The 24389-nt window shown below is 65.1% G+C and carries 24 protein-coding genes; 14 read left to right on the top strand and 10 right to left on the bottom strand.

Features of this window, described 5'->3' with window-relative positions:
- Positions 1-46 precede the first annotated feature (46 nt).
- Together AB4Z00_RS15875 and AB4Z00_RS15870 are read left to right on the top strand one after the other, a co-directional pair.
- Entirely contained in the window at positions 47-985 is a 939-nt protein-coding gene (locus tag AB4Z00_RS15875; RefSeq protein ID WP_442046556.1) for a D-2-hydroxyacid dehydrogenase, read from the top strand.
- A gap of 97 nt (positions 986-1082) precedes the next feature.
- On the top strand, positions 1083-2756 hold the full coding sequence (locus AB4Z00_RS15870; RefSeq protein ID WP_442046555.1) for an acetolactate synthase large subunit: 1674 nt from the start codon (positions 1083-1085) through the stop codon (positions 2754-2756).
- Positions 2757-2813: 57 nt separating this feature from the next.
- Here AB4Z00_RS15870 and AB4Z00_RS15865 read toward each other — a convergent pair whose 3' ends face one another.
- On the bottom strand, positions 2814-3209 hold the full coding sequence (locus AB4Z00_RS15865) for a hypothetical protein (RefSeq protein ID WP_442046554.1): 396 nt from the start codon (positions 3207-3209) through the stop codon (positions 2814-2816).
- A 280-nt stretch (positions 3210-3489) separates the two neighbouring features.
- Here AB4Z00_RS15865 and AB4Z00_RS15860 point away from each other — a divergent pair, with 280 nt between their 5' ends.
- The gene (locus tag AB4Z00_RS15860; RefSeq protein ID WP_442046553.1) at positions 3490-4140 is read left to right on the top strand and encodes a S24 family peptidase; all 651 of its coding nucleotides are present in this window, start codon (positions 3490-3492) and stop codon (positions 4138-4140) included.
- 71 nt (positions 4141-4211) lie between these two features.
- Positions 4212-4904 (top strand): MBL fold metallo-hydrolase, encoded by a 693-nt coding sequence (locus AB4Z00_RS15855; RefSeq protein WP_314465462.1) that lies wholly within the window; start codon positions 4212-4214, stop codon positions 4902-4904.
- A 62-nt stretch (positions 4905-4966) separates the two neighbouring features.
- On the opposite strand, the gene AB4Z00_RS15850 is transcribed toward AB4Z00_RS15855, so the two are convergent.
- Positions 4967-5359, bottom strand: coding sequence for an MAPEG family protein (locus tag AB4Z00_RS15850; protein WP_132262994.1), 393 nt, complete (start codon positions 5357-5359; stop codon positions 4967-4969).
- Between the two features lie 161 nt (positions 5360-5520).
- On the opposite strand from AB4Z00_RS15850, the gene rpmF reads away from it, so the two are divergent.
- From rpmF to AB4Z00_RS15825, 5 genes are all read left to right on the top strand, one after another.
- Positions 5521-5700 (top strand): 50S ribosomal protein L32, encoded by a 180-nt coding sequence (gene rpmF, locus AB4Z00_RS15845; protein WP_132262993.1) that lies wholly within the window; start codon positions 5521-5523, stop codon positions 5698-5700.
- Positions 5701-5727: 27 nt separating this feature from the next.
- The gene (gene plsX, locus AB4Z00_RS15840) at positions 5728-6789 is read left to right on the top strand and encodes a phosphate acyltransferase PlsX (protein WP_132262991.1); all 1062 of its coding nucleotides are present in this window, start codon (positions 5728-5730) and stop codon (positions 6787-6789) included.
- Positions 6789-7757, top strand: a complete 969-nt coding sequence (locus tag AB4Z00_RS15835; RefSeq protein WP_442046552.1) for a beta-ketoacyl-ACP synthase III — start codon at positions 6789-6791, stop codon at positions 7755-7757. Before plsX ends, AB4Z00_RS15835 begins: the two co-directional genes overlap by 1 nt.
- Positions 7758-7870: 113 nt before the next feature.
- On the top strand, positions 7871-8164 hold the full coding sequence (locus tag AB4Z00_RS15830; RefSeq protein WP_132262987.1) for an integration host factor subunit alpha: 294 nt from the start codon (positions 7871-7873) through the stop codon (positions 8162-8164).
- A gap of 41 nt (positions 8165-8205) precedes the next feature.
- On the top strand, positions 8206-8646 hold the full coding sequence (locus tag AB4Z00_RS15825; protein ID WP_132262985.1) for a MerR family transcriptional regulator: 441 nt from the start codon (positions 8206-8208) through the stop codon (positions 8644-8646).
- 30 nt (positions 8647-8676) lie between these two features.
- Here AB4Z00_RS15825 and AB4Z00_RS15820 read toward each other — a convergent pair whose 3' ends face one another.
- A complete protein-coding gene (locus tag AB4Z00_RS15820; protein WP_132262983.1) occupies positions 8677-9222 on the bottom strand; it encodes a SixA phosphatase family protein in 546 nt (181 codons plus the stop codon).
- Positions 9223-9246: 24 nt separating this feature from the next.
- Entirely contained in the window at positions 9247-12021 is a 2775-nt protein-coding gene (locus tag AB4Z00_RS15815; protein ID WP_442046551.1) for an ATP-dependent DNA helicase, read from the bottom strand.
- A gap of 168 nt (positions 12022-12189) precedes the next feature.
- Here AB4Z00_RS15815 and AB4Z00_RS15810 point away from each other — a divergent pair, with 168 nt between their 5' ends.
- From AB4Z00_RS15810 to AB4Z00_RS15795, 4 genes are all read left to right on the top strand, one after another.
- Positions 12190-12972, top strand: coding sequence for a PadR family transcriptional regulator (locus AB4Z00_RS15810; RefSeq protein ID WP_442046550.1), 783 nt, complete (start codon positions 12190-12192; stop codon positions 12970-12972).
- Complete coding sequence (locus AB4Z00_RS15805) at positions 12969-13262, top strand: DUF2218 domain-containing protein (protein ID WP_134092975.1); 294 nt, start codon at positions 12969-12971, stop codon at positions 13260-13262. Before AB4Z00_RS15810 ends, AB4Z00_RS15805 begins: the two co-directional genes overlap by 4 nt.
- 177 nt (positions 13263-13439) lie before the next feature.
- Positions 13440-15074 carry a lysine--tRNA ligase gene (locus tag AB4Z00_RS15800; RefSeq protein WP_442046549.1) on the top strand — a complete coding sequence of 545 codons (1635 nt, stop codon included), beginning with the start codon at positions 13440-13442 and terminating at the stop codon, positions 15072-15074.
- A 20-nt stretch (positions 15075-15094) separates the two neighbouring features.
- Entirely contained in the window at positions 15095-15676 is a 582-nt protein-coding gene (locus AB4Z00_RS15795; protein ID WP_442046548.1) for a DUF1003 domain-containing protein, read from the top strand.
- A 130-nt stretch (positions 15677-15806) separates the two neighbouring features.
- Here AB4Z00_RS15795 and AB4Z00_RS15790 read toward each other — a convergent pair whose 3' ends face one another.
- The 3 genes from AB4Z00_RS15790 to ettA form a co-directional block, all read right to left on the bottom strand.
- The gene (locus AB4Z00_RS15790) at positions 15807-16472 is read right to left on the bottom strand and encodes a 2OG-Fe(II) oxygenase (protein WP_134092973.1); all 666 of its coding nucleotides are present in this window, start codon (positions 16470-16472) and stop codon (positions 15807-15809) included.
- 112 nt (positions 16473-16584) lie between these two features.
- A complete protein-coding gene (locus tag AB4Z00_RS15785; RefSeq protein WP_442046547.1) occupies positions 16585-17625 on the bottom strand; it encodes an RcnB family protein in 1041 nt (346 codons plus the stop codon).
- A 225-nt stretch (positions 17626-17850) separates the two neighbouring features.
- Positions 17851-19524, bottom strand: coding sequence for an energy-dependent translational throttle protein EttA (gene ettA, locus AB4Z00_RS15780; RefSeq protein WP_132262972.1), 1674 nt, complete (start codon positions 19522-19524; stop codon positions 17851-17853).
- 323 nt (positions 19525-19847) lie between these two features.
- Here ettA and AB4Z00_RS15775 point away from each other — a divergent pair, with 323 nt between their 5' ends.
- The gene (locus AB4Z00_RS15775) at positions 19848-21236 is read left to right on the top strand and encodes a M28 family peptidase (RefSeq protein WP_442046546.1); all 1389 of its coding nucleotides are present in this window, start codon (positions 19848-19850) and stop codon (positions 21234-21236) included.
- Between the two features lie 145 nt (positions 21237-21381).
- Here AB4Z00_RS15775 and AB4Z00_RS15770 read toward each other — a convergent pair whose 3' ends face one another.
- The 3 genes from AB4Z00_RS15770 to AB4Z00_RS15760 all read right to left on the bottom strand — a co-directional run bounded on the left by AB4Z00_RS15770 (position 21382) and on the right by AB4Z00_RS15760 (position 24324).
- On the bottom strand, positions 21382-22281 hold the full coding sequence (locus AB4Z00_RS15770; protein WP_442046545.1) for an HpcH/HpaI aldolase/citrate lyase family protein: 900 nt from the start codon (positions 22279-22281) through the stop codon (positions 21382-21384).
- 357 nt (positions 22282-22638) lie between these two features.
- A complete protein-coding gene (locus AB4Z00_RS15765) occupies positions 22639-23544 on the bottom strand; it encodes an SDR family NAD(P)-dependent oxidoreductase (RefSeq protein WP_442046544.1) in 906 nt (301 codons plus the stop codon).
- 42 nt (positions 23545-23586) lie between these two features.
- Positions 23587-24324 (bottom strand): TetR/AcrR family transcriptional regulator, encoded by a 738-nt coding sequence (locus AB4Z00_RS15760; protein ID WP_442046543.1) that lies wholly within the window; start codon positions 24322-24324, stop codon positions 23587-23589.
- Between the last annotated feature and the right edge of the window lie 65 nt (positions 24325-24389).

Here is a 24389-nt window from a genome sequence, read left to right as displayed (position 1 = left end):
ATCAAGGTGCAAAGGCCTGAAATGGGCCGCCAATCGGAGTCCGTCCATGACCGCCGCCGTGATCAACGCCAAGTCGCGTGCCCTTCTTGAAGGGCGCTTGCCCGAGGGCGTGGAGCCGCTCTGGTTCGAAAGCGATGCGCAATTGCTGCAACTGGCGCCGCGCGGGGAGATCGCCTGGCTCGATCCCGTATCGCCTGCCATCGCGGCCGAGTTCATTGCCGCCGCAGACAAGCTGACCTGGTACACCGCGCTGTCGTCTGGGGTCGACTGGCTTCCCCTGAAACTCCTGGCGGAGCGCGGCGTCCAGCTTACCAACGGTTCGGGCATTCATGCGCAGTCGGTGGCCGAATATGCGGTGATGGGGATGCTGACGGTCGCCAAGGGCTGGCGCGAGGTGGTGCGGGCGCAAGATCGGCACCAGTGGCTGGCCCAGTCGCCCGGCAAGCGCGAACTGCTGGATTCGAAAGTCCTGGTGGTCGGTGCCGGCGAGATCGGCGGCCGGATCGCCGAACTCCTGCGCGTGTTCGGTGCGGACGTGACGGGCGTGCGCCGCCGTCCGGGACCGGGCGACCTGGCGTCGGATGCCTGGCGCGCTGAACTCGGCCGATTTGACTGGGTCATCGCCATCGTGCCCTCGACCCCGGAAACCCAGCGCATGTTCGGTGAGGCGGAGTTCTCCGCGATGAAGCCCGGCGCCGTCTTCCTCAACTTCGCGCGCGGGACGGTGATCGACCAGGACGCCCTGCTGGCCGCCATCGACTCGGGCCATCTGGTCGGCGCTTTCCTCGACGTGACGGAGCCCGAGCCGCTTCCGGCCGACCATCCGCTCTGGTCGCGCGAAAATATCCATATTTCGATGCACCTGGCCGGCCGGGCGCAGGACACCCTGTACGAGCGCGGATCGGCGCGATTTCTCGCCAATCTTCAGCACTTCGTGCGCGGCGAGCCCCTGGACCATGTCGTCGATCTGTCGCGGGGTTATTGACCGGCCACTACTTTGGCCAGATGCCCGGCGTTGAATTCTTCGCCACATGCCCTGACACTACGACCTGAATTCGGGATCAAGCGGAGGGAAGATGCACATGGCAGAGAGCGACAAGCGCAAGGCGTCCGATCTATTCATCGAATGCCTGGAAGCGGAGGGCGTAGAATATATCTTCGGCGTTCCGGGTGAGGAGAACCTCGATTTCCTCGATTCGCTTTCGCGGTCCAAACAGATCCGGCTGATCCTCACCCGGCACGAGCAAGGGGCGGGCTTCATGGCGGCCACTTATGGCCGCCATACCGGGAAAGTGGGCGTCTGCCTCTCCACACTCGGCCCGGGCGCGACCAATTTCGTGACCGCCGCGGCTTATGCGACGCTTGGCGGCATGCCGATGCTGATGATTACCGGGCAAAAGCCGATCAAGAAATCGAAGCAGGGGCGCTTCCAGATCCTCGATGTCGTTTCGATGATGCAGCCCATCACCAAGTACGCGCACCAGATGGCCAGTTCGGACAATATCCCGAGCCGCGTCCGCGAGGCGTTCCGCATCGCCGAGGAAGAGAAGCCGGGCGCCACCCATGTCGAACTGCCCGAGGACATTGCCGACGAATATACCGATTCGCGCCCGATTCCGCGCTCGACAGTGAGGCGGCCGACAGCTGACGCGAAGTCGATCGCACAGGCGGTGGAGGCCCTGCAGAAGGCGAAGCGCCCGGTGCTGGTGATCGGTGCAGGCGCCAACCGCAAGATGACCAGCAAGATGCTGGGCGAATTCGTCGAGAAGACCGGAATTCCTTTCCTCACCACGCAGCTCGGCAAAGGCGTGATCGACGAGCGCCATCCGCGCTTCCTGGGCTGCGCGGCGCTGTCCTCGGGCGATTTCGTTCACCGCGCGATCGAGGACGCCGACTGCATCGTCAATATCGGCCACGACGTGATCGAAAAACCGCCGTTCTTCATGCATAACGACGGCACGCGAAACGACCGCGTGGTGATCCACGTCTCGACCAAGACCGCGGAAGTCGATCCGGTCTATTTCCCTCATATCGAGGTGATCGGCGATATCGCCAACGCCGTATGGCAGATCAAGGAAGCCATCGCGCCTTCCGCGAAATGGAACTTCGATGCCATGCTCGGCTATCGCCAGGCCGAAGTGGAGCATACCGAAAGGCTGGCTGCCGACGAGCGCTTCCCGATCTTCCCGCCGCATCTCGTGAAACAGGTTCGCGGCGCCTTGCCTGACGACGCGATCGTCTGCCTCGACAACGGCGTCTACAAATTGTGGTTTGCCCGCGGCTATTGCGCGTCCAAGCCCAATACCGTGCTGCTAGACAATGCGCTGGCATCGATGGGAGCAGGGCTGCCGTCTGCCATGGCCAGCGCGATGGTCTATCCGCACCGCAAGATCTTCGCAGTCTGCGGCGACGGCGGCTTCATGATGAACAGCCAGGAGATGGAAACGGCGGTTCGCCTGGGCCTCAACCTCACCGTGCTGATCCTGAACGACAATGCCTACGGCATGATTCGCTGGAAGCAGGCCAACATGGGCTTTGCCGATTTCGGGCTGACTTACGGCAACCCCGACTTCGTGAAATATGCAGAGAGCTATGGCGCCAGCGGCCACAGGGTGGAGAGCGCGGCCCATCTCAAGACACTGCTGGCCCACTGCCGCGATACACCGGGCGTCCATGTGATAGATTGCCCGGTCGACTATTCGGAAAACGATCGGATCCTGAACAGCGAGATCAGGGAGCTTTCGCTGGCCCTCTGAATGAAAACGGGAAGGCAGGGCGCGCGCCTGCCTTCCCGCATCGTGGCTTTTTCCCGATCAGCAGTCTTCGAGCAGCAGAAGTTCGATTTCCACGGTCAGGCTGGGCGGCAGACCTGCCCGGTGGTCGGCTTCGGTCACCACCGCGTCCGCCACCAGGTGGCCGGAAATGGTGAATTCATGGTCGGGCAGAGCCGCGATCAGGTTCTCTCCGTCCTCGATGGCGTCCTCGCCCGCGAAGGACAGTGCCACCGTATGACGAGAGCCGGCGAAAGTGGCGCTCGTCCAAGGGCGTTCGGCGTGGCGCAGGAACTCGGCGCGGGAACCGGCGAGTTTGAGCAGGGCCGCAATCAAGGGCAGCCATGGTCCGCGCGCCGCACAGCGCTGCGCACCGTCGCCCAGGGCCTGTCGAGCCGATGCTAGCATCGCGCGGTCATGGGCAAAATTAACGTGCATGTGGGCTCTCCAGGTAAGTCGTCATGAAAAGTCGGATGCGTGCCGCGGTCCCGGCGCGCGGCCGGCGCCCGTTGCGCAAATCGCCGACGAATCGCGGATCGTGTGCAGCGAGGCGCCCGAACTTGGTCCACGGCATCCGGGTGAGGCGCAGGAAGCGCTCTATCTGGCGTAAAAGCATGGAACCGTGTGCTCCGGTGAGTGGGATTCGCGACTCGTGTTCCTAATATGTTCCAATCGAATGGGGCTTGTCTAGGAAATTTCCTACGACTAGGATTACATTATGGAAAACGCCGAAATTCGCCGCCGTTTGCTGGAACTTGCTGAGGAACGCGGTGCGAGCCTCTCATCCCTGTCGCGAATGATCGGAAAAAATACCACTTATCTTCAGCAATTTATAAGAAAGGGTAGCCCGAGGAAGCTGGAGGAGGGGGATCGCGGCCAGCTTGCACGGTTCTTCGGAGTGGACGAATCGGAATTCGGGAAATCGAAGGAAAAATCCTACGTAAACGACAAAAATTCCTACGCCGGTGACTGGGTGGACGTCCCGCGTCTTTCGATCGGCGCCTCCGCGGGGCCGGGCGCCTTGCCGGACGGGGAGGACGTGTTCGGAACGATCCGTTTCTCCCCCCGCTGGCTGCGTTCGATGGGGCTGCGCCCGGAGATGCTCTCGGCCATCGTGGTCAGCGGCGATTCGATGGAGCCGGTGCTGCGCGATGGCGACGAAATCCTCGTGGACCGCGACTGGCGGCCGCTGCGGGACGGCATCCACGTCGTCCGACTCGACGATACGGTGTTGGTGAAGCGACTGGAGGCCGGGCGGGCCGGACGCATCGCCTTGCTGAGCGATAACCCGGCCTATCGGCCTATCGAATGCGATCTCCAGGAAATCGAGGTGATCGGCCGCGTCGTGTGGAAGGGCGGGCGAATCTGAACGGCTCGCAGGCCTGACGGGGAGGGGGCGCAAGGTTGCATTCCTCCCGGCTTGCGGCCATTTCCGCAGCCATGACCCAAACCAGCGAGAAGCCTCAGGAACAGTCGATGCGTGTCGGCATCATTCCCGTCACGCCGCTCCAGCAGAACTGTTCACTGCTGTGGTGCACCAAGACCATGCGCGGTGCCTTCGTCGATCCGGGAGGAGACCTTCCCAAGCTGCGGCAGGCTCTGGAAAAGACCGGGGTGACGCTGGAGAAGATACTCGTCACCCATGGCCATCTCGATCACTGCGGCATGGCGGGAATCTTCGCGAAGGAAATGGGCGTCCCGATCGAGGGGCCTCACGAAGAGGATCGGTTCTGGATATCCAAACTGGACGACGACGGTCCGCGCTGGAACATGGAAGCCGAGACGTTCGAGCCCGATCGCTGGCTCGAAGACGGCGACAGGGTGACCGTGGGCGAGCTGGAACTGGATGTGGTCCATTGCCCGGGGCACACGCCGGGGCACATCGTGTTCCATCATGCGCCCAGCAAGTTCGCGATGGTGGGAGACGTGCTGTTCAAGGGCGGCATCGGCCGGTGGGACTTCCCGCGCGGCAATCTTCAGGACCTGGTCGAATCGATCACCGCGAAGCTCTGGCCGCTGGGTGACGAAGTGACGTTCGTCCCGGGCCACGGACCTATCAGCACGTTCGGAGACGAGCGGGCGAGCAATCCCTATGTCGGCGACGCGGCGCTGGAGCACGGCTTGCCGGGCTGAGGGCTGCGCCATTCCTCACGCTATTAGTAGGAGGGCGGTGCCGGTGCACCGCCCTTTTCGTTTTAGAACCACCCCAGGGCGATCAGCACGGCCACGGCGGACAGTCCGGCCAAGGTGAGGACGGTCACGAGAACGCCGACCATGCGCAGCGGGTTGGGCCTGTCGATGTCCATGCCCAGGCCATGGGACACGCGGCCCAGCATGAAGAGCGAGCCGACGATGGCCAGCCAGATGCCGCCCTTTCCGGTCATTTCGATCGCTGCGGCCAGGATCAGCACGAAAGGCGTGCTTTCCACGAAATTGAGCTGGGCCCGCATGCGCCGTGCGAGAGGATCGTGACCTCCGTCGCCGAACAGCACCTTTTCCCGCATGCGCATCTGGCCGATACGCGCTATATGCCAGAAGGTAATCACGCCGGCCGCGGCCGCGAGGCACAAAGTTGTCTGCAGAATCATGGTTCGAATTCCCCCTAGGTGGATTTCACGTTCATGCTGCGGGGAGGAACGGGTTGCAACTCGTGCGAAATCGGTTATAGGCGCGCCTTCGCAAGCCGCCGGTCCGCGAACACGGTTTCCGGCGGCCTTTTTGACATTCAATTCCAGGAACAGGTGCCGAAATGGCTGTCCCTAAAAGAAAAACGTCCCCGTCCCGCCGGGGCATGCGCCGCAGCCACGATGCTCTGCAGGTCGAAGCATTCCACGAATGCCCGAACTGCGGCGAACTGAAGCGCCCGCACAACCTCTGCAACGCTTGCGGCCACTACAACGGTCGTGAGATCGTCGCGGTCGAAGCTTAAGACCAAGACGATTTTCGGAGGTTGCCCATGAGTTTGCCGCGTATCGCTGTCGATGCGATGGGCGGCGACGAGGGCGTGCGCGTCATGATTGAAGGCGCTGCTCTCGCGCGCCGTCGTCACGATCGCTTCAAGTTCCTGTTGGTCGGTGACGAGCCGCGGATCAAGGCCGCGCTCGAAAGCCATCCGAATCTCAGGGCAAGTTCCGAGATATTGCACACTGAAGGCGTTATCAGTGGCGAGGATAAGCCCAGCCAGGCATTGCGCCGGGCCAAGGGTACCTCGATGGGACGCGCTATCGAGGCGGTGAAGGCGGGTGACGCCGGAGCCGCCGTCAGTGCCGGCAATACCGGCGCTTTGATGGCGATTTCCAAGCTCGCGTTGCGCACGATGCCCGGCATCGATCGCCCGGCGCTGGCTGCCCTGCTGCCGACTCTGGAAGATCATGACCTGGTCATGCTCGACCTCGGCGCCAATGCCGAGTGCGATGCGCGCAATCTCGTGCAGTTCGCGATCATGGGCGCTGCCTATGCCCGCGTCGCCACGGGCCGCGAGCACCCGCGCGTGCGCCTGCTGAACATCGGCACCGAGGAAACCAAGGGCACCGAAGACTTGCGCGACGCTGCGGCGATGCTCAAGGCCTCGGCCGCCGACCTGTCGATCTCGTTCGACGGTTTCACCGAAGCCGACAAGCTCGGCCGCGGGGACATGGACGTCGTCGTGACCGACGGTTTTTCGGGCAATGTCGCGCTCAAGGCTGTCGAAGGCACGGCGCGCTTCGTGGCGGACCTGCTGCGTCGCGGCTTTTCGAGTTCGCTGCGCTCGAAGATCGGTTTCCTGATCTCGAAGCCGGCCACCGAGCTGCTCAAGCATCACCTCGATCCCAACAATCATAACGGCGCGGTTTTCCTGGGCCTCAACGGCATCGTGGTGAAAAGCCACGGCGGTGCGAACGCCGCAGGCGTCGCCAATGCCGTGGCGGTTACCGCGCGCCTCCTGGAGGAAAACGTGACCGAGCGGATTTCCGCGGACCTTGCCCGTCTGGGCGGGACGTCCCTGCGCAAGCCTCGCGTCCAGGAAGAGAGTGCCTGATGATTCGTTCGGTTCTCGTCGGTACGGGTTCGGCCCTGCCGCGACGCGCGGTCAGCAATGCCGAACTCGCCGAGCGCGTCGACACCAGCGACGAATGGATCGTCGAGCGTACCGGCATTTCCAATCGCCATATCGCCGCGCCCGACGAAACGACCTCTAGCCTGGCCACCGATGCGGCCCGCAAGGCCATCGAGGCGGCCGGCTTCGAAGCTTCGTCGATCGACCTGATCGTGCTGGCCACGGCCACCCCGGACCAGACGTTCCCGGCCACGGCCACGATCGTCCAGAACAACCTCGGCTGCCGCGGCGGAATCGCTTTCGACGTCGCCGCCGTCTGCTCCGGTTTCCTCTACGCAGTGGGCGTTGCCGATTCGATGCTCCGCACCGGCATGGCCAAGCGGGCACTCGTCATCGGTTCGGAAACCTTCAGCCGCATTCTCGACTGGGAAGATCGCACCACTTGCGTTCTTTTCGGAGATGGCGCCGGGGCGATCGTTCTCGAAGCGCAGGAGCAGGGCGAAGAGGGTTCGCGCGGTATCCTGGCGACGCGGCTTCATGCCGATGGCGCACACAACGAACTGCTCTATGTCGATGGCGGTCCCTCGACGACCGGCACCGTGGGCAAGTTGCGCATGAAGGGCCGTGAGGTCTTCCGGCATGCTGTCGTGAACCTGGCCGAAGTTCTCAGGGAAGTCCTTGAGGAAACAGGACATTCTCCTTCCGATATCGATTGGCTGGTGCCGCACCAGGCCAATGCCCGCATCCTCGATGCGACGGCGCGCAAGCTCAATCTGCCGGCCGAAAAGGTCGTGATGACGGTGGGCCAGCACGCCAATACTTCAGCTGCCTCGGTGCCTCTGGCGCTCGACCAGGCCGTTCGCGACGGCCGCATCGTGCAGGGCGATCTTGTCGTCCTCGAAGCGATGGGCGGCGGTTTCACCTGGGGCGCAAGCGTCGTTCGGATCTGATTCGGTGCTCCGTTATGGAGGATCGGGTGAACTGATGTGGGGGAGCATTGCTTTTCCCGCATTTTTTCATAATATTGTCCGGGGGGTTGTCGCACGGAGGGGATGCGGGACTTATGCGCTCCACGGACACATTGACGAGGGCCGAAATCGCTGAAGCCATCCACAGGAAGCTGGGATTGTCCAGATCCGAGTCGCTTGCGATGGTCGAAGCTATACTGCAGCATATGTCGGAAGCCCTTTCGGAGGGCGAAAATGTCAAGATTTCCGGGTTCGGGACTTTCCTGCTTCGCGACAAGGGCGAACGGATCGGCCGCAATCCGAAAACCGGCGTGGAGGTGCCGATTACGCCTCGCCGGGTCATGACATTCCGGGCCAGTCAGATGCTGAAGGACCGCATTACCGACTGATCCGGTTCCGGCATCACGTTGGTTATACGGAGAATTCTGCCATGACTGCGATCGAAGCGAACCGTCCGGAAGCGACCATCGTCAATGATGGAGCGTCCGGGACGGGGGTCTTCAACGACGGCAAGGCGCACGATGCGCTGCGCACGATCGGTGAAGTGACGAAGGCATTGGGCATTCGCCAGCATGTCCTGCGTTACTGGGAAGAGCAGTTTCCTGCCCTTCAGCCGATCAAGCGCAGCGGCAACCGTCGCTATTACCGGCCGGAAGACGTCCTGCTGATCGCCGAGATCGACCGACTGGTCAATCGCGAGGGCTATACCTTGCGCGGCGCGCGCATGGCTCTTGAGGAGCCGGCATCGGCGGAGACCGGCGCGGAGAGCGATCGACTCGCGGAGGCGGCGCCTGCAGGCGCGTCCGATTCCCTCATTCAGGAACTGCTCGGAATTCGCCTTCGACTGGCACGGGCGCTGGCCGCGGCCTGACAGGGCCGAGGCGGTACGCCGAGTTCCGGCTTAATCCAGCGCGCTGGGCCCCAGTTCGGGATCGAGGTCGCGTGGACGGGTGAGATGCACCAGCCGGCCTGTGCCTTCGGCGATCTCGTCCCAGGATTCGATGTCCAGTTCCACCACGGCATAAGCGGCGGTGGGAAATTTTTCCTCGACCACGTCGCGCATCGGGCTGCTGCCGTCGTCCGGCACGAGATCGAAGATCAGGTCTTCGAGGCCCGGATTGTGCCCTATCAGCATAATCGAGCGCGGATCGCCCGCTTGTTCGCGCAGGAGATCGATCAAGGTGGCGGAACTGGCAAGGTAGATCCGGCGATCCCAGGTGATCGGCGGCATCTCGCCCGCGGCTTCTCCGGCCAATTCGATCGTCTGGGTGACGCGAACGGCGGGGGAGGCGAGGATGCGCTTCCAGCCCACGGCGTGGTCGCGGATGTGCAGGCCGATCAGGGCGGCGCCCTTGCGGCCGCGCCCGTTGAGCGGGCGGTCGAAGTCCCGGAGGCGGGCATCGTGCCAGTCCGATTTGGCGTGTCTTAGGATTCCGAGGGTTTTCATCGAGACTTTCGGTTCGCTGATCGGTCAAATGGGCGGTTGGCTGGGCGGGGCTTCGGCGGTGCCGGCTGCCTCGTCTGGTTTTTCGCTCCCCCCGGAACTGCTCCCTGCTGAACTGTTCTCTCCTGAACCATTCCAGCTCACGCGTTGCAAGGCTTCCTCCAGCGAAATGCGAAGCACCGGCGTGCCGGCCGGGAAGGCGCTGAGCAGCCGCGACGGGAATGCCGAAGACAGTACCACGAAGTGCCCGCGGTCGCCGCGACTGCGGATGAGCCGGCCGAAAGCCTGGGCCAGCTTGGCGCGGATCAGGCTGTCGTCATAGGAGGAGCCGCCGCCGGCCAGCCGGCGCGCGCGGTGCAGGATGGTCGGGCGCGGCCAGGGGACCTGTTCCATGATGACCAGTCGCAGCGATTCTCCGGGAACGTCCACTCCGTCGCGCAGGGCATCGGTGCCCAGCAGCGAAGCGGCCGGATCGTCGCGGAAGATGTCTACCAGGGTGCCGGTGTCGATCGGATCGACGTGCTGCGCATAGAGCGGCAGGCCCGCGCGGGCGAGTCGATCGGCGATGCGGCCGTAGACCGCGCGCAGGCGCCGGATCGCCGTGAACAATCCGAGCACGCCGCCGCCCGCCGATTCGATCAGCCGCGCATAGGCCCCGGCCAGCGCCGGAATATCGCCGCGCGGGATATCGTTGACGATCAGCACTTCGGCCTGGGCGGCATAGTCGAACGGGCTGAGATGCTCCGAAAGCCGGGGCGCCACTTCGATATGGGCGGCGCCGGAACGGGCGATGGCCTTGTCCCAGCTCTCGCCGTCGCGCAGCGTCGCCGAAGTCATGACGACGCCGTGGGCGGGTTCCAGCACGACGCTGGCGAAGGGTTTCATCGGGTCCAGCCAATGGCGATGAATGCCGACGTCGTATTCGCGCGCCTCGGAACGATCGAGGGCGAGCCAATCGACGAATTCGGGATCGGCGGGTCCATTGAGGCGGCCCAGCATGGATTCCCAGGCGAGCAGCAAGTCGACGCGCCAGGACAGGGACTGGCGCGCGCCTTCGATCCGCGCGCGGCCCTGGCCGTCCAGCCAGTCAGGTCCGTCCTCCAGCAGGGCTTCAAGGCGCAGCCCTAACCGGACGAGGGGCTGGCGCAGTTCGCCAAGCGCCTCGCGCGCTGCCTCGGTCACTTCCGCGAAGGCGCCCTCCAGCCCCGCCGCTTCGGTTTCGAGGCCGTAGCCGGCCTCCTGTCCGCCGCTTTCGTCGCGCGCGTAGACGGTGGCGCGTACCGCCGCGAGCAGTTCCTCGATCGGACCGGAAGGCTCACCTTCGGTCAGGCGCTGCATCCAGCCGTCACCGGGAAGCGCCTCGGCGGCGGCGCGCGCGGCCTCGATCGCCTTGGCGCCGGCTTCATCGTAGCTGGCGACATCGGCGAGCCGGGCGGAGAGGCCGCGGCGTCTGCCGCGCGAGGCTTTCTCGGGGCCGATCACCCAGCGGCGCAGTTCGATGGCCTCGCTGCCTGTGAGGGCTGCCGCGAAAGTCGAGTCGGCGGCGTCGAAGACGTGATGGCCTTCGTCGAAGACGATGCGCGTGGGACGCGCGGCGTGATCGCGCCCGCGCGCGGCGTTGATCATGACCAGCGCGTGGTTGCCGATCACCAGGTCCGCCCCGGCGCTGGCGCGCGCGGCGCGCTCGATGAAGCATTTGCGATAATGCGGGCAGCCCGCATAGACGCATTCCCCGCGGCGGTCGGTGAGCGCGGTGATGCCGCGTTGGCGGAACAGCGTGCCGAGCCAGCCCGGCAGGTCGCCGCCGATCATGTCGCCGTCCTGGGTATAGGCGGCCCAACGCGCCACGAGCTGCGCGAGAATCGCCGCGCGGCCGGCGAAACCGCCTTGCAGCGCATCTTCCAGATTGAGCAGGCAGAGGTAGTTCTCGCGCCCCTTGCGCACGACGACGGGCCGCGAGCCGTCCGCGCGCCGGTCCGGCCAGGCGCGGCGGCTTTCCTTGCGAAGTTGGCGCTGCAGGGCCTTGGTATAAGTGGAAACCCAAGTGGTGCCGCCCGACAAGCCGCTCCAGAGCGAAGCCGGCGCGAGATAGCCAAGCGTCTTGCCGATGCCGGTTCCGGCCTGGGCCAGGAGGACGTGCGGGCGGCCCGAGGACTGGCGCGGGGCGAAGGCGGCGGCGGCCTCGGCAGCATAGGCCTGCTGGGTCGGTCTCTGCTCCGCGTCGCTGCCGGTCAGCTCCGCAAGGCGTTGCAGCACTTCGCCGCGTTCCAGCGTGACTTGCCGGGGCTGGGGCAGTTCCGGGCTCTCCTCCCATTCGGGCAGGCGCGTGAAGAGCCAGCGTTCGGCGCGCTCGGGCCGGGCGACACGCGGGTTGAGCAGGGTAGCCCAGGGCCAGCGCATGCGGGTGAGCGATTGCAGTGCGGTCCAGGCGCCTTCGCGCTCGGGCCAGTGGGGACTCTCGCAAATGTCGAGCAGGGCGCCGGCCGCTTCCTGAAGCAGGCGCGGCACGTCGGCATCGTCCTTCGGTTCTTCGAGGCCAAGCGCATGGGCAAGGCCCTTGGGCGTCGGCACCACGAACCGGGCCGGGTGCATGAAGGCGTAGAGTTCCAGCAGGTCGAGCCCCGAGAGATCGGGATAGCCGAGACGCGTGGCGATGAGCGGAGCGTTGAGGATCAGCAGCGGCGTGTCCGCCGCCGACATGACCGCCTCACCCTTGGAAACGGGACGCGTTCTGCCGGCTCCGTCGCGCATCCAGGAACCGCCATGGCTGGCGTGAAGGGCGGGGAGGGGCAGGGCGGCCATGGTGATCGTCTTAGGCAAGGCGCGGACAAAAGGGAAACCTCTGAACCGGCCTCCGCGGTCGAAAACCCGGCGCTCCGGCAGAAAAATACATCAAGATACATTTTAGTGCCTTGCGAAGATCGATTTAAGATATATCTTGTGGCCATCATGAGAAACAAGAGAGATGAAATGAGAAACATCAACAATCCTTACGGACATGGCGGCTTCGGCCGTGATCGCGGCATGCGCGATGGCATGGAACACGACATGGAGCGGGGCGGCGGCCGATGCGGCCATCGCGGTCATCGCCATGAAGAACACGGCATGCGCGGTCGCGGCGGCTTCGGCATGGCCCGCGGACCGTTCGGCCGCGATGGCGACGGGTTCGAAGACGGCTTCCCCGGTGGCCGAGGACGGGGTCGCGGCGGCCGCGGGGAAGGCTTCGGGGGCGGCTTCGGCGGCGGTTTTGGTGGCGGCTTCGGAGGTCGCCCCGGTGGCGGTCGCCGCAAGCGGCTGTTCGATCAGGGCGAACTCCAGGTGCTCCTGCTTGCGCTGATCGCCGAGGCGCCGCGCCACGGTTACGACCTGATCCGCGAGATCGAGACGCTGTCCGGCGGCGACTATGCGCCGAGCCCGGGTGTCGTCTATCCGGCGCTGACGTACATGGAGGAATCGGGGCTGATCGCTCCGACCGCCGAGGAAGGTTCGCGCAAGTCCTATGAAGCGACCGAGCAGGGCCGGACCCAGGCCGACGCCGATGCCGAAAAGGCCGCTGCGCTGAAGCTGCGTCTCTCGGCTCTGGCCGAAGCACGCGAGAAGGTCGATCCTGCCCCGGTCCGCCGCGCGATGCATGCGCTGAAGATCGCCATGTTCGACCGTCTCTCCAAGGACGGCGCCAATCGCGAGGTGATCCTGCAGATTGCCGATGCCCTCGACGAGGCGACCCGCAAGATCGAAAGGATCGAAGGTTGAGCACGATCGCAGCCCGCGTGCCCACGGAGAATGGCGGCAAGTACGTCCGCCAGCTCTGCAAGCACTGGAGCCACAAGCTCCAGACCGAAGTCGAAGGCGATACCGGCACGGTGACCTTCCCCACGGCCGTTGCCACCATGGCGGCCGACGGGGAGGGCATCTCCATCGCCATCACCGGCGAAAACCGCAGCGATGTCGAGGGTTTGACCGACGTGGTCGCCCGCCACATTGACCGTTTCGCCTTCCGCGAGGCGCCGCTGGCCTACGATTGGCAGTGGCGGGAAGATTGAACTCCATACCGCATCCCGGGTGCGATCCGGGGCTGCTGGTCCGGGCGCGCTTTGCCCTTCGCAAGGCGCCTCCGGGCCGATGGCGGCTGCCGATCGAGTCCGGGGCGCGGCAATTTCACAGGCCGTGCTTGCGCCTTCGCCCTTGCGAAATGCGCGCTTTTCGCCAAAGAGCGCTGCATGACTGAACAAGCCCTGATCGAAGCCGCACGCGTATCCAAGGCCTGGCCCTTCCAGGAGGCCCAGAAGCTGCTGAAGCGTTTTCCTCAGGGCAAACCCGGCGGCGCGCCCGTGCTGTTCGAGACTGGCTACGGTCCTTCGGGCCTGCCGCATATCGGCACGTTCCAGGAAGTTCTGCGCACCACCCTCGTGCGCCGTGCCTACGAAGCGCTGACGGGCGGCGCGCCCACGCGCCTTGTCGCCTTCTCGGACGACATGGACGGGCTGCGCAAGGTGCCGGACAATATCCCCAACGCCGAAGTGCTCGCCGCCAATCTCGGCAAGCCGCTCAGCCGCATTCCCGATCCTTTCGGCCATGAAGGCGAGCAGGGGCATGAGAGCTTTGCGCATCATAACAATGCGATGCTGCGCGATTTCCTCGACCGTTTCGGTTTCGACTACGAATTCGTCTCGGCCAGCGATCGCTACAATTCCGGTGCTTTCGATTCCGCGCTGACGCGGGTGCTGGAGTGCAACCAGGCCATCCTCGACGTCATGCTCCCCACCTTGCGCGAGGAGCGCCGCAAGACCTATTCGCCGGTGCTGCCGGTTTCGCCCACCAGCGGCGTCGTGCTGCAGGTGCCGGTCGAAGTGCTCGATCCCGCCACCGGCCTGATCCGTTTCACGGACGAGGACGGCACCGTGGTCGAACAGTCGGCCTTTGGCGGCAAGGCCAAGCTCCAGTGGAAGGTCGACTGGGCGATGAGCTGGTATGCGCTGGGCGTCGATTACGAAATGTGCGGCAAAGACCTGACCGACTCGGTCACCCAGTCCGGCAAGATCGTGCAGGTTCTGGGCGGCCGCAAGCCGGAAGGGCTGATCTACGAACTGTTCCTCGATGAGAATGGCGAGAAGATCTCGAAGTCCAAGGGCAACGGCCTCACCATCGAGCAGTGGCTGACGTACGGCACCGAGGAGTCCTTGGGGTTCTACCTGTTCCGCGAACCGAAGAGCGCCAAGCAGCTTCATGTCGGCGTGATCCCCAAGGCTGTGGACGAGTATTGGCAGTTCCGTGGCAATCTGGCCGGACAGGCGCTCGACAAGCAGTTGGGCAATCCGGTCTGGCACCTGCTGCGCACGGCGGGCGGCAACCAGGGCGAGGCCACGGAAGGCGCGGGCGATACCGTGCCGGTGACGTTCTCGCTGCTGCTCAACCTGGTGGGCGTGCTGGGTGCCGATGCGACGGCCGACCAGGTCTGGTCCTACCTCGGTAACTATGTGGCCGACGCCACCCCCGAGGCGCACCCGGAACTCGGCGAGATGGTGCGGGCCGCGCTTGCCACCAACCGCGATTTCATTGCGCCCACCCTCCAGCGCCGCGCGCCCACCGCCAATGAGGCGGAAGCGCTCGCCGTGCTCGATGCCGAACTGGAAAAGGCCGGACCCGAAGCCACCGCAGAAGCGCTGCAGAACGTGGTCTACGAGATCGGCAAGAACGAGGCCTATCAGTTCGAAAGCCTGCGGGACTGGTTCAAGGCGCTTTACGAAACGCTGCTCGGTTCCTCGCAGGGTCCGCGCATGGGCAGCTTCATTGCGCTCTACGGCGTGCCGGAAACGCGCAAGCTGATCGCCGAGGCTCTTTCCGCGGCGGGCTGACGTCGGGGATCGAGGCGGCGATGCACAAGGATCCGCGAACGCCCGAGGAACTTGCCGAAGAGTTGCTCGGGCGCAATTTCGCGGAACTGGGAGGCGAGGAGCAGCGCGTGCTCTGCCGCATCGCCTCGGGTACGGTGATCGGGCTGGATGCCGACGAACTGGCCGCGACCCATGCCACCCGCGCGGACCGTCTGGCCGATCGGGTGGCGGCGGTGGGTGGCAGCTGGGGCTTCATCATGGCTTTTGCCGTGGTGCTGCTTGGCTGGATGCTGCTCAACAGCGCGATCCTCCAGGCGCTGGGTATCAGGCCCTTCGACGGCTATCCCTATATCTTCCTGAACCTGATGCTCTCGATGCTGGCCGCGATCCAGGCGCCGGTAATCATGATGAGCCAGAACCGCCAGGCCGACAAGGATCGCATCACGGCGCGCCACGATTACGAGGTGAACCTCCGCACGCAGTTGGAGATCATCCGGTTGCACCGCCGTTTCGACCGGTTCGCCGAGTATTTCGAAGCGCGTCGCTCTGCCGAAGATGGCAAGGAATGCCAGGTGCCGAGCGGCAGTCAGTCCCAGGCCGACGGCGGCCATACCTGCGGGTAGTCATTCGAGCGCTAGCCCTCGCAGTCTCTCGTTGTGCTTGTCGGCTCCACCCGCGCGGGAAGACAGTCGCGAAAGCGGCCGACATCTCCCTGCCAATGCCGATCGGCAACAGAGAAGGGAGCCTTGGACCTCAGCGCCAATGGCGCGCCCGGAACCACTTCGTCACGACATATTTGACCCCGCTCACCACCGGGCGCGCCGCGTGCATCGTCAGCGGGTTGGGTGTGCCGTCCGGAAGGGCATTGTTCCAGATCAGCAGCGATCCCGCGGCAGGCGCGACCTTCAGGTCGAGATGGACGAAATCCGTCGTTCCGCCTTCGTCCACGGCGTTCAGGTAGACCATCGCCGTCCAGCTGCGCTGACCGCCGTTGCGGCTTTCGTGCCCCCAGTAGGGGGCATCGGTGTCGAACCAGTCCCAGTGATCGTGGTAAAATTCGCCCCGGTGGTAGCGCTGGCCCTGGGTGGACTCGCCGTGGCCGGGATCGATTCCGGTCAGCTTGCAGAGCCGGGCGTCGAGCGAGCGGACGATCCGGTCGCGGGGGTTGATGTCGCCCGAGAAGCTGGTGCGGTAGCCGTCCCAGTCGTCCTCGTCGACGAGGCGCGAAGGGCAGGCGACGCCATCGATCAGGCCGATGACATGGCGGCAATGCGCCTCGCTGAGGAATTCGGCGGCCCTGTAGATTTCCGCACCTTCCACGGGAAAGCGAGAAAAGGCAGTGTTTCCGGCCAGGCGCTCGCGCACCGAGATGCCGATCCTGGCCAGGGCGTCGCAGTCAGGATGGGCGGAGTTCGGCATCGTCCGGCGAGAGTACCGGCGCCTTGCCGCGGATCAATCGCACTGCCTTAGGAAACTGTGGCTGACTTGCGAAAAGAGCCCCCGGATCGCGAAATCCGGGGGCTCCATCGTGTTACCAGAAGAAGTCGTAGATCACGTCCACCACTTCGCCGGAGTAAGTGTCCACCAGCAGCACGTCGTCATAGTAGCGGACCCAGCGATAGGCACCGTAGACGGGCGGCAGGCGGTACTGCCAGGGATCGTCGAGCCAGTAGTTGTTGCCGTAGAACATCGAACCCAGCGTGAAGCCGATGCTCAGGCGGCGATAGGCGTAGCCGCGATAGGGCGCGTAGTAGCCGCCGATATGGTAGACTGAGCGGTTGCGGTCGCGATAGCGCTGCCAGTCGTAGCGGTTGTCGCGGCGCCAGTCGTTGCGGTCCCAGCGGCGGTTGTCGTTGCCGGACCAGCGACGATCGTCGTCGCGGCGATCCCGGCCCCAGGCGTTGCGGTCCGGGCGATTGTCGTTGTTGTTCCAGCGGCGGTCGTTGTCGCGGCGGTCCTTGCCCCAGGCATTGCGGTCGGGCCGGTTGTCGTTGCGGTTGTCGTTGTTCCAGCCGGGACGGCCGTCGGGACGGTTCTCGCCCGGCCGAACGTCCGGACGATCCGGGCGATTTCCGCCATTCCAGCGACGGTCGTCGTTGCGGGACGACCCACGCAGGTTATCCGGCGTAGCGCCGTTGTTCCAGCGAACGTCGGAAGTCCAGCTCGGATTGCCACGCACGACACCGCGATCGGGCCGCTGCGACTGGCCCGCCTGCTGGGGCGGACGGGCATCGTTACCGGGGCGACCACCCTGCGGCGCCTGTTGGGGCTGCTGACGCTGCTCACCGCCGCGCCAGGCCGAAGGGCGCTGGGCTGCCTGCGGACGCGGCATTTCCGGCCGAGCCTGCTGGGGTTGCTGACGGGCCTGTTGCGGCTGAGGCGCAGGGCGATAGGCGCCCCCGTTGCCGCCCTGGCGTTCTCCGCCGCTGCGGCCTTCGCTGCGGGCGCGCTCCTGCCGGGGTTCCGCCATGGCGGCGGCCGGAAGGGTGAGCGCGACGGCGGCGACTGCCATGGCGCCAAATGCGCCGGCCGAGAGAAGCCTTCTCGCCTTCAGTGTATGTTCCTTCTTCATTTTCCGGTCTCCAAAACCGGATTTGCCGCCCGGCGATGACGGTTCATCCTAATGCATACCCCTAGGGGAAATGCACTGTCGGAATGGTGAACCGGGATGTGGCTATTTGTTCATATTCGATCGCGCTGAAATGAACAAAGCCGCCGACCGGCTTTCCCGGACGGCGGCTTTGGATCTTTCAGCCTTGCGCCATGAACCGGCGCGTCGGCTTCGAGCCTCTGCGGGTCAGCGCGTCAGCTTCTTGTAGGCCAGACGGGTCGGACGGTCGGCCGCATCGCCCAGGCGGCGGCGCTTGTCTTCTTCGTAGGCCTCGAAGTTGCCTTCGAACCATTCGACGTGGCTGTCGCCCTCGAAGGCCAGGATGTGCGTGGCCAGACGGTCGAGGAAGAAGCGGTCGTGGCTGATGACCACGGCGCAACCGGCGAAGTTCTCGATCGCTTCTTCAAGCGCACCCAGCGTTTCGACGTCAAGGTCGTTGGTCGGTTCGTCGAGCAGGAGCACGTTGCCGCCCAGCTTCAGCATCTTGGCCATGTGGACGCGGTTGCGTTCACCGCCCGAGAGCTTGCCGACGTTCTTCTGCTGGTCGGCGCCCTTGAAGTTGAACGCGCCGACATAGGCGCGGGTCGACATCTCGTGCTTGTTGACGGTCATGTAGTCATGACCCTCGGAAATTTCTTCCCAGACGTTCTTCTTCGGATCGAGGTGGTCGCGGCTCTGGTCCACGAAGCCGAGATGCACGGTCGAGCCGATCTCGATCGAACCCTCGTCCGGCGTTTCCTTGCCGGTGAGCAGCTTGAACAGCGTGGATTTGCCGGCGCCGTTCGGGCCGATCACGCCGACGATGCCGCCCGGCGGCAGGATGAACGAGAGGTTTTCGAACAGCAGCTTGTCGCCGTAAGCCTTCGAGATGTCCTTGACCTCGATGACCTTGCCGCCGAGGCGCTCAGGCACCTGGATGACGATCTGGGCCTTGCCGGGCTTGCGGCCGGCCTGGGCATCCTGGAGCTGTTCGAACTTGCGGATACGCGCCTTCGACTTGGTCTGGCGGGCGGCGGGGGTCTGCCGCATCCATTCCAGCTCGTCCTTGAGCGCTTTCTGGCGGCCGGATTCCTCGCGGTCCTCCTGCTCCATGCGCTTGGCCTTCTTCTCCAGGTAAGTGGAGTAGTTGCCTTCGTAGGGGAAGTACTTCCCGCGGTCGAGTTCGAGGATCCAGTCCACCACATGGTCGAGGAAGTAGCGATCGTGGGTGATCATCAACACCGCGCCCGCGTATTCCTTGAGGTGGTTTTCCAGCCATTCGACGGATTCAGCGTCGAGGTGGTTGGTCGGTTCGTCGAGCAGCAGGATCGACGGCTTCTGGATCAGCAGGCGGGTGAGGGCCACACGGCGCTTTTCACCGCCCGATAGCTTGTCCACCGGCCAGTCGCCCGGCGGGCAGCGCAGCGCTTCCATCGCGATTTCGAGCTGGTTGTCGAGCGTCCAGCCATCGACTGCGTCGATCTTGTCCTGCAGTTCGCTCATCTCGGCGCCGAGCGCTTCGAAATCGGCGTCTTCCTCGCCCATTTCCATGCCGATCTGGTTGAAGCGGTCAACCATGTCGGCGGTCGCGCGCGCGCCGTCCTTGACGTTCTCGAGGACGGTCTTGGTCGGGTCGAGTTCCGGTTCCTGCTCCAGATAGCCGACGGTGATGTTCTCACCGGCCCAGGCTTCACCCGTGTAGTCGGTGTCGATGCCGGCCATGATCTTGATCAGGGTCGACTTGCCCGCGCCGTTCGGACCGACGATGCCGATCTTGGCACCCTGGTAGAATTGCAGGTTGATGTCGGACAGCACCGGCTTCGGAGCGCCGGTGAAGGTCTTGGTCATGCCCTTCATGACGAAGGCGTATTGGGCAGCCATCGGTTTCCTCTGGAAATAGGATCTGGATCGGATAGATTTGCGGCCCGCTCTACAGGCGCGCGGGCCTGTTGCCAAGGGCAGCGGCCCGGAGCGCTTGCCGGCGTCGTTGGCAGTGGCCATTGGCAGTGCCGGGCGCCTGACGCGGCGGGTTACATATGAGAACAAGATTGTGCCGTGACGGCGAAGTTTCAAGCCGTGATGAAGCGGCGGCCCGCCCTGTCGTGCCCGCACCCGGCCTCCACTGCTCCGCCGCGGCCGGAACCTCATCAGGCAATCGGGATGGACCGGTTGGCAGGAGCGGCAGGGCGCGTTACGCATCTGCCATGCAACGCAGATTCTCCCGCGCGGCGGTTCTCGCCGTCTCTCCGCTCCTCGTCGCCGCTCCGCTGCTGACGTGCCCCGCACAAGCCACCCCCGCCGAGGGTTCGGGCGTCGCCTGGGAGATCGTGGAGGGCCTGACCACCGAGATCGGTCCCCGCCTCGCCGGGTCGCCGCAGGAAGGACAGGCACGCGCCTGGGCCGAAGCCAGGCTGAACGCCCTGGGCTTCCAGAACGTCAAGGTGGAGCCGTTCAAGACTCTCGCCTGGACGCGCGGCGAAGAGCACGCGAAACTCACGGCGCCTTATGCGCAGCCGCTGGCCATTGCCGCGCTGGGCATGTCTACGCCCACGCCGGCCAAGGGCCTCCAGGCCGAACTCGTCTATTTCCCGACGCTCGACGCGCTGCGCGCGGCGCCGGACGGCTCGCTGAAGGGCAAGGTGGCCTTCGTGGACCATGCGATGCGGCCGGCGCAGGACGGCTCGGGATACGGCCCCTATGGCGACGTGCGCCGCCGGGGACCGTCGATCGCATCGCAGAAAGGCGCTGCTGCCATCGTCATCCGCTCGGCCGGCACGGACAACCATCGCAATCCGCACACGGGCGTCACCGTGTTTGCCAAGGGTGTGACCGGCATTCCGGCTGGCGCCGTCTCCAATCCCGATGCAGACCTGATCGCGCGCATCGCCGGGCGCGGCAAGCCGATGAAGATAGACCTGACCCTGCTCGGCAAGCCGTTCCCGGATGCTCCCTCGGGCAACGTGATCGCCGACCTTCCGGGCCGCGACCCCTCGCTGCCCAAGATCGTGCTCGCCTGCCATCTCGATTCCTGGGATTTGGCGACCGGCGCCATCGATGACGCCTCGGGCTGCGGCATCGTCACGGCCGCGGCACTGGCCGCGCAGAAGGAGGGCAAGACCCTGCGCACGATCCGCGTGCTCTGGGCCGGAAACGAGGAAATGGGCGTCACCGGCGGCGGCAGCAAGGCCTATGCCGAGATGCATGGGGACGAGCCCCATGCCGTGGCGATGGAAAGCGATTTCGGGGCGGACAAGGTCTGGCAGTTCCGCCTGACGCTCGCCGACAGCAACCAGGCGATGGCGGAACGGATCAAGGCGGCGCTCTGGCCGATGGGCATCGTCTATCACGAAGGGGCGGCCACGGGCGGCGCCGATGTCTCGGGCATCATCGCCAAGCAGGAACTGGCCGTCGTCGATCTTGGGCAGGACGGCATGCACTATTTCGACTTGCATCACACGCCGGACGATACGCTGGACAAGGTCGATCCGGCGGCTCTTCAGCAGAACGTGGATGCCTGGACGGCCGTGCTGAAAGTGATCGCCAACGAGCCCGGCGCGATCGCGCGGGTGCCAGGTTCGAAGGGCGAAGGCTGACGGTTTGGCGAGGCGACGATCATCGTCTCCTCGCTATCGACCAGGCTGATCTCGTCCCGGCCTCGTTATCCTCGCCAAGGCAAGGATCCCGTTTCTTTCCAACAGCTGGCGCGGCCTCCGATTTGGCGCATGCACCGCCGCTTTCTTACCTCACGCCGATCTGCCTTGCGATCTCCACCAGCCGCCGTGCCTGCTCCAGATGCAGCAGTTCGGTCATCTTGCCCTCGACGCGGATAGCGCCCTTGCCCTGGTTTTCCGGCAGGGCGAACGCCTCGATCACGCCCCGCGCCCAGTCCAGGTCGGCTTCGCTCGGAGAAAACACCGTGTTGCAGGGGTCGATCTGGGCGGGGTGGATCAGGCTCTTGCCATCGAAGCCGAACATCAGGCCCTGCCGCGCCTCGGCCTGGAATATGTCGAGATCGCGAAACTCGTTGCAGACGCCGTCCAGGATCGACAGGCCGTGGCTGCGCGCGGCGGCGACGGCCATGGCCAGGAACGGCAGGAACGGCGTGCGACACGGCGTGAGCTGCGCGCGCATTTCCTTGGCGAGATCGTTGGTGCCCATGATCCACAAGGAGAGCCGGGTGCTCCGGGCCATGGCGGCCATTGCGGGAAGGTTGCCGACGCTCTCGCAGGTCTCGATCATCGTCCAGAGCTGCATCCGCGGCGCCGCGCCGGACAGGGCGGCGTGATAGCGTGCGATGTGCTCGGGCGAATCCACCTTGGGCACGAGCACGGCATCGGCTTGCGAAGCGGCGATGGCGGCTAGGTCCGCGGCGCCCCACTCGGTGTCGATGCCGTTCGCGCGAATGGCGACCTCGCGCTGTCCGAAACCGCCTTCCGCGACGGCGGCAATGGCGGCGGCGCGAGCGGCCTCCTTCGCTTCCGGCGCGACGGCGTCCTCAAGGTCCAGCACGACCATGTCGCAGGGCAGGGTGCGCGCCTTGGCGATGGCCTTGGCGTTCGAGGCGGGCAGATAGAGGGCGCTGCGCCGGGGACGCTCCGCGCCATGGTGCGTGCCAGTATCAGAGGAAGAGACGGTCATCGGGCAGGGCTCCTCGCAGTTGGCGGAGGCATTGCGGAGCCGGGCAGGCAGGTCAAGGCTCACGGCTCTTGACGTCGGTCGAGACCCCCGCAGCGATGGAGGCGCCCGAGAAAAAATTCGCCTTGAATGTTGCTACAGGGCTGCCGGGTAGTGCAAACGTTTGAAAGTTCGTGTAGCAGCGCGCCGTCGTATTCGATCGTTCCTCCTCCTCCACGATCGAAGAACGCGCGGGCCGGAACTTTTCGGCTCACGCTGCGATAGCCCTTTACGGGTCGCACAGCCGTCCCGCGACCGCTTCACGAAGAAGCGGCGCGGGACGGTTTTTTTATGGGGGACCCGTTGCGGAAAGCCCCGGTCTCATAGAGTCAGCGGCGCTTCCAGCACTTGCTCCAGAATGCGCTCGCTTTCCTGCCAGAGTTTTTCCGCTTCGAAATCGTCCAGCGCCTGAGGGGCCGGCGTTTCCTCGGCAAGATCGTGGAAGTAGTGGCCGCCTTTGCCGCCCAGATCGGGATCGGTCGCCAGCCAGACGATCGTGCGGGCCGGCTGTTCCGGCGCGGCGCATTCGTTGGCGGCCATGTAGGCCTGCATGGCCTCGTCCCCGTGGCTGGCGAAGTTGGAGCCGACCCGGCCCGGATGCATGGCAAGGGCGACGATTCCCTTGTCGATCAGCCGGCTGTGCAGCGCCCGCGTATGAAGCAGGTTGGCGAGCTTGGCCTGGCAATAGGCCGTGCCGGGCTCGAAGGCGGCCTTCATCATGAGGTCGTACCAGCGCATGCCGGCGCAGGCCCGGTGGCCGCTGGAGGAGACGGCGATTATCCGCACTTGTCCCGGCGGGGCATCGCCGGCCGCGCGTTCGAGCAAGGGTTGAAGTTCCCGCGTGAGCAGGAACGGTGCCAGGTGGTTGGCCGCAAAGGTCGCCTCCAATCCTTCCGAAGTCGCGTGGAATCCGTCGCGGACACCGCCCGCATTGTTGACGAGCACGTCGACCCGGTCCGTGAGCGCGCGAATTTCTCCGGCCACGCGGCGGACCTCATGCATTTCCGAAAAGTCGCCGCGCAGCATGTCGACGCGGGCGTTTTCTGAACCTGCCGCCCGAATTTCGGCCTCCGCGTCCTCACTGCGCTTGCGGTCGCGGCCCGTGCCGATGACGTGCCAGCCCATGCGGGCGAAAGCCGCGGCGCTGGCCCGGCCGATCCCGGAACTCGCCCCGGTGACGACGACGCATCGCTGGCGGACCTCGGGCTGATCGTCTTCTTGCGGCATCGTTCTGTTCTCCCTGATGAAATCCGGTTCGGCGCGGCGCTCTCAGCGTGGGAGAGCGCCCTTGAGGAACAGCCTCACGGCGAAGCGAACCCTTCGGTCCACATCCTGCGCCGGAAGCTCGTTCCCCGAAATCAGGAAACGTACGGGGGCGCTGACCACCATGCTCATGAACACCGTGGACGAAAGCATCGCGTCCTCGATGGCCAGGCGTCCCGCGCGGGTCTCTTCGTCCAGGATATCCGCTAGAAACTGCACGGTGGGGAGGGCGGCGATCTCGTAATAGGTCTGGAAGATGTCCGGAAAGCGGTAGGCCTCGGTGTTGATGAGGCGCTGGAGTTTCACGCCCTCCGGCGACCCTGCGAGCTGGATGCGCAGCATGGCTATCCCCACGAGCGTCTCTTCCAGGGTATCTGCGCGGGTCGCCGCGATGGTTTCGGCACTGGCGGCGCGGCGTTCGGTCCCCCGCTGGATGGCGGCGCGGAACAGGGAGGCCTTGTCCGGATAGCGGGCATAGACGGTGCGTTTCGTCATGCTGACTTCGGCGGCCAGTGCCTCGATCGTCGTCGGCTCGAACCCTTTGTCGAGGAAATGGTCGAAGGCGCAGTCGAGCAGCTGCGCATGACGCGCCTGGGCCTGTTCGCGGGTGGGCCGACCGGCGCGGACGGGCGAGGGCGGGGCGTCGGTGGCAGCGATGCGCTTGGGTTGGATCGTCTCGGGCATCTGGCCATTCGAGCCGATCGCGCTTGCGCTGCCAAGAGGATCGTGAATAATGATACGCATGAGTTGTCATTAATCGAGTCGTGCGGATCTGTCCACTGGAGGCGGAGCGCACGGCGATCCGGGAG

It is taken from the genome of Novosphingobium sp. YAF33 (genome assembly GCF_052113265.1).
In the GTDB taxonomy this organism is placed as follows: domain Bacteria; phylum Pseudomonadota; class Alphaproteobacteria; order Sphingomonadales; family Sphingomonadaceae; genus Novosphingobium.
Note: the sequence above shows the minus strand (reverse complement) of the source record. Positions and strands in the feature narration are given on the sequence as shown.

Excerpts from the sequence above, each read along its gene's own strand:
- AB4Z00_RS15875 (WP_442046556.1), top strand. The coding sequence starts at position 47 with ATGACCGCCGCCGTGATCAACGCCAAGTCGCGTGCCCTTCTTGAAGGG.
- AB4Z00_RS15870 (WP_442046555.1), top strand. The coding sequence starts at position 1,083 with ATGGCAGAGAGCGACAAGCGCAAGGCGTCCGATCTATTCATCGAATGC.
- AB4Z00_RS15865 (WP_442046554.1), bottom strand. The coding sequence starts at position 3,209 with ATGCACGTTAATTTTGCCCATGACCGCGCGATGCTAGCATCGGCTCGA.
- AB4Z00_RS15860 (WP_442046553.1), top strand. The coding sequence starts at position 3,490 with ATGGAAAACGCCGAAATTCGCCGCCGTTTGCTGGAACTTGCTGAGGAA.
- AB4Z00_RS15855 (WP_314465462.1), top strand. The coding sequence starts at position 4,212 with ATGACCCAAACCAGCGAGAAGCCTCAGGAACAGTCGATGCGTGTCGGC.
- AB4Z00_RS15850 (WP_132262994.1), bottom strand. The coding sequence starts at position 5,359 with ATGATTCTGCAGACAACTTTGTGCCTCGCGGCCGCGGCCGGCGTGATT.
- rpmF (WP_132262993.1), top strand. The coding sequence starts at position 5,521 with ATGGCTGTCCCTAAAAGAAAAACGTCCCCGTCCCGCCGGGGCATGCGC.
- plsX (WP_132262991.1), top strand. The coding sequence starts at position 5,728 with ATGAGTTTGCCGCGTATCGCTGTCGATGCGATGGGCGGCGACGAGGGC.
- AB4Z00_RS15835 (WP_442046552.1), top strand. The coding sequence starts at position 6,789 with ATGATTCGTTCGGTTCTCGTCGGTACGGGTTCGGCCCTGCCGCGACGC.
- AB4Z00_RS15830 (WP_132262987.1), top strand. The coding sequence starts at position 7,871 with ATGCGCTCCACGGACACATTGACGAGGGCCGAAATCGCTGAAGCCATC.
- AB4Z00_RS15825 (WP_132262985.1), top strand. The coding sequence starts at position 8,206 with ATGACTGCGATCGAAGCGAACCGTCCGGAAGCGACCATCGTCAATGAT.
- AB4Z00_RS15820 (WP_132262983.1), bottom strand. The coding sequence starts at position 9,222 with ATGAAAACCCTCGGAATCCTAAGACACGCCAAATCGGACTGGCACGAT.
- AB4Z00_RS15815 (WP_442046551.1), bottom strand. The coding sequence starts at position 12,021 with ATGGCCGCCCTGCCCCTCCCCGCCCTTCACGCCAGCCATGGCGGTTCC.
- AB4Z00_RS15810 (WP_442046550.1), top strand. The coding sequence starts at position 12,190 with ATGAGAAACATCAACAATCCTTACGGACATGGCGGCTTCGGCCGTGAT.
- AB4Z00_RS15800 (WP_442046549.1), top strand. The coding sequence starts at position 13,440 with ATGACTGAACAAGCCCTGATCGAAGCCGCACGCGTATCCAAGGCCTGG.
- AB4Z00_RS15795 (WP_442046548.1), top strand. The coding sequence starts at position 15,095 with ATGCACAAGGATCCGCGAACGCCCGAGGAACTTGCCGAAGAGTTGCTC.
- AB4Z00_RS15790 (WP_134092973.1), bottom strand. The coding sequence starts at position 16,472 with ATGCCGAACTCCGCCCATCCTGACTGCGACGCCCTGGCCAGGATCGGC.
- AB4Z00_RS15785 (WP_442046547.1), bottom strand. The coding sequence starts at position 17,625 with ATGAAGAAGGAACATACACTGAAGGCGAGAAGGCTTCTCTCGGCCGGC.
- ettA (WP_132262972.1), bottom strand. The coding sequence starts at position 19,524 with ATGGCTGCCCAATACGCCTTCGTCATGAAGGGCATGACCAAGACCTTC.
- AB4Z00_RS15775 (WP_442046546.1), top strand. The coding sequence starts at position 19,848 with ATGCAACGCAGATTCTCCCGCGCGGCGGTTCTCGCCGTCTCTCCGCTC.
- AB4Z00_RS15770 (WP_442046545.1), bottom strand. The coding sequence starts at position 22,281 with ATGACCGTCTCTTCCTCTGATACTGGCACGCACCATGGCGCGGAGCGT.
- AB4Z00_RS15765 (WP_442046544.1), bottom strand. The coding sequence starts at position 23,544 with ATGCCGCAAGAAGACGATCAGCCCGAGGTCCGCCAGCGATGCGTCGTC.
- AB4Z00_RS15760 (WP_442046543.1), bottom strand. The coding sequence starts at position 24,324 with ATGCGTATCATTATTCACGATCCTCTTGGCAGCGCAAGCGCGATCGGC.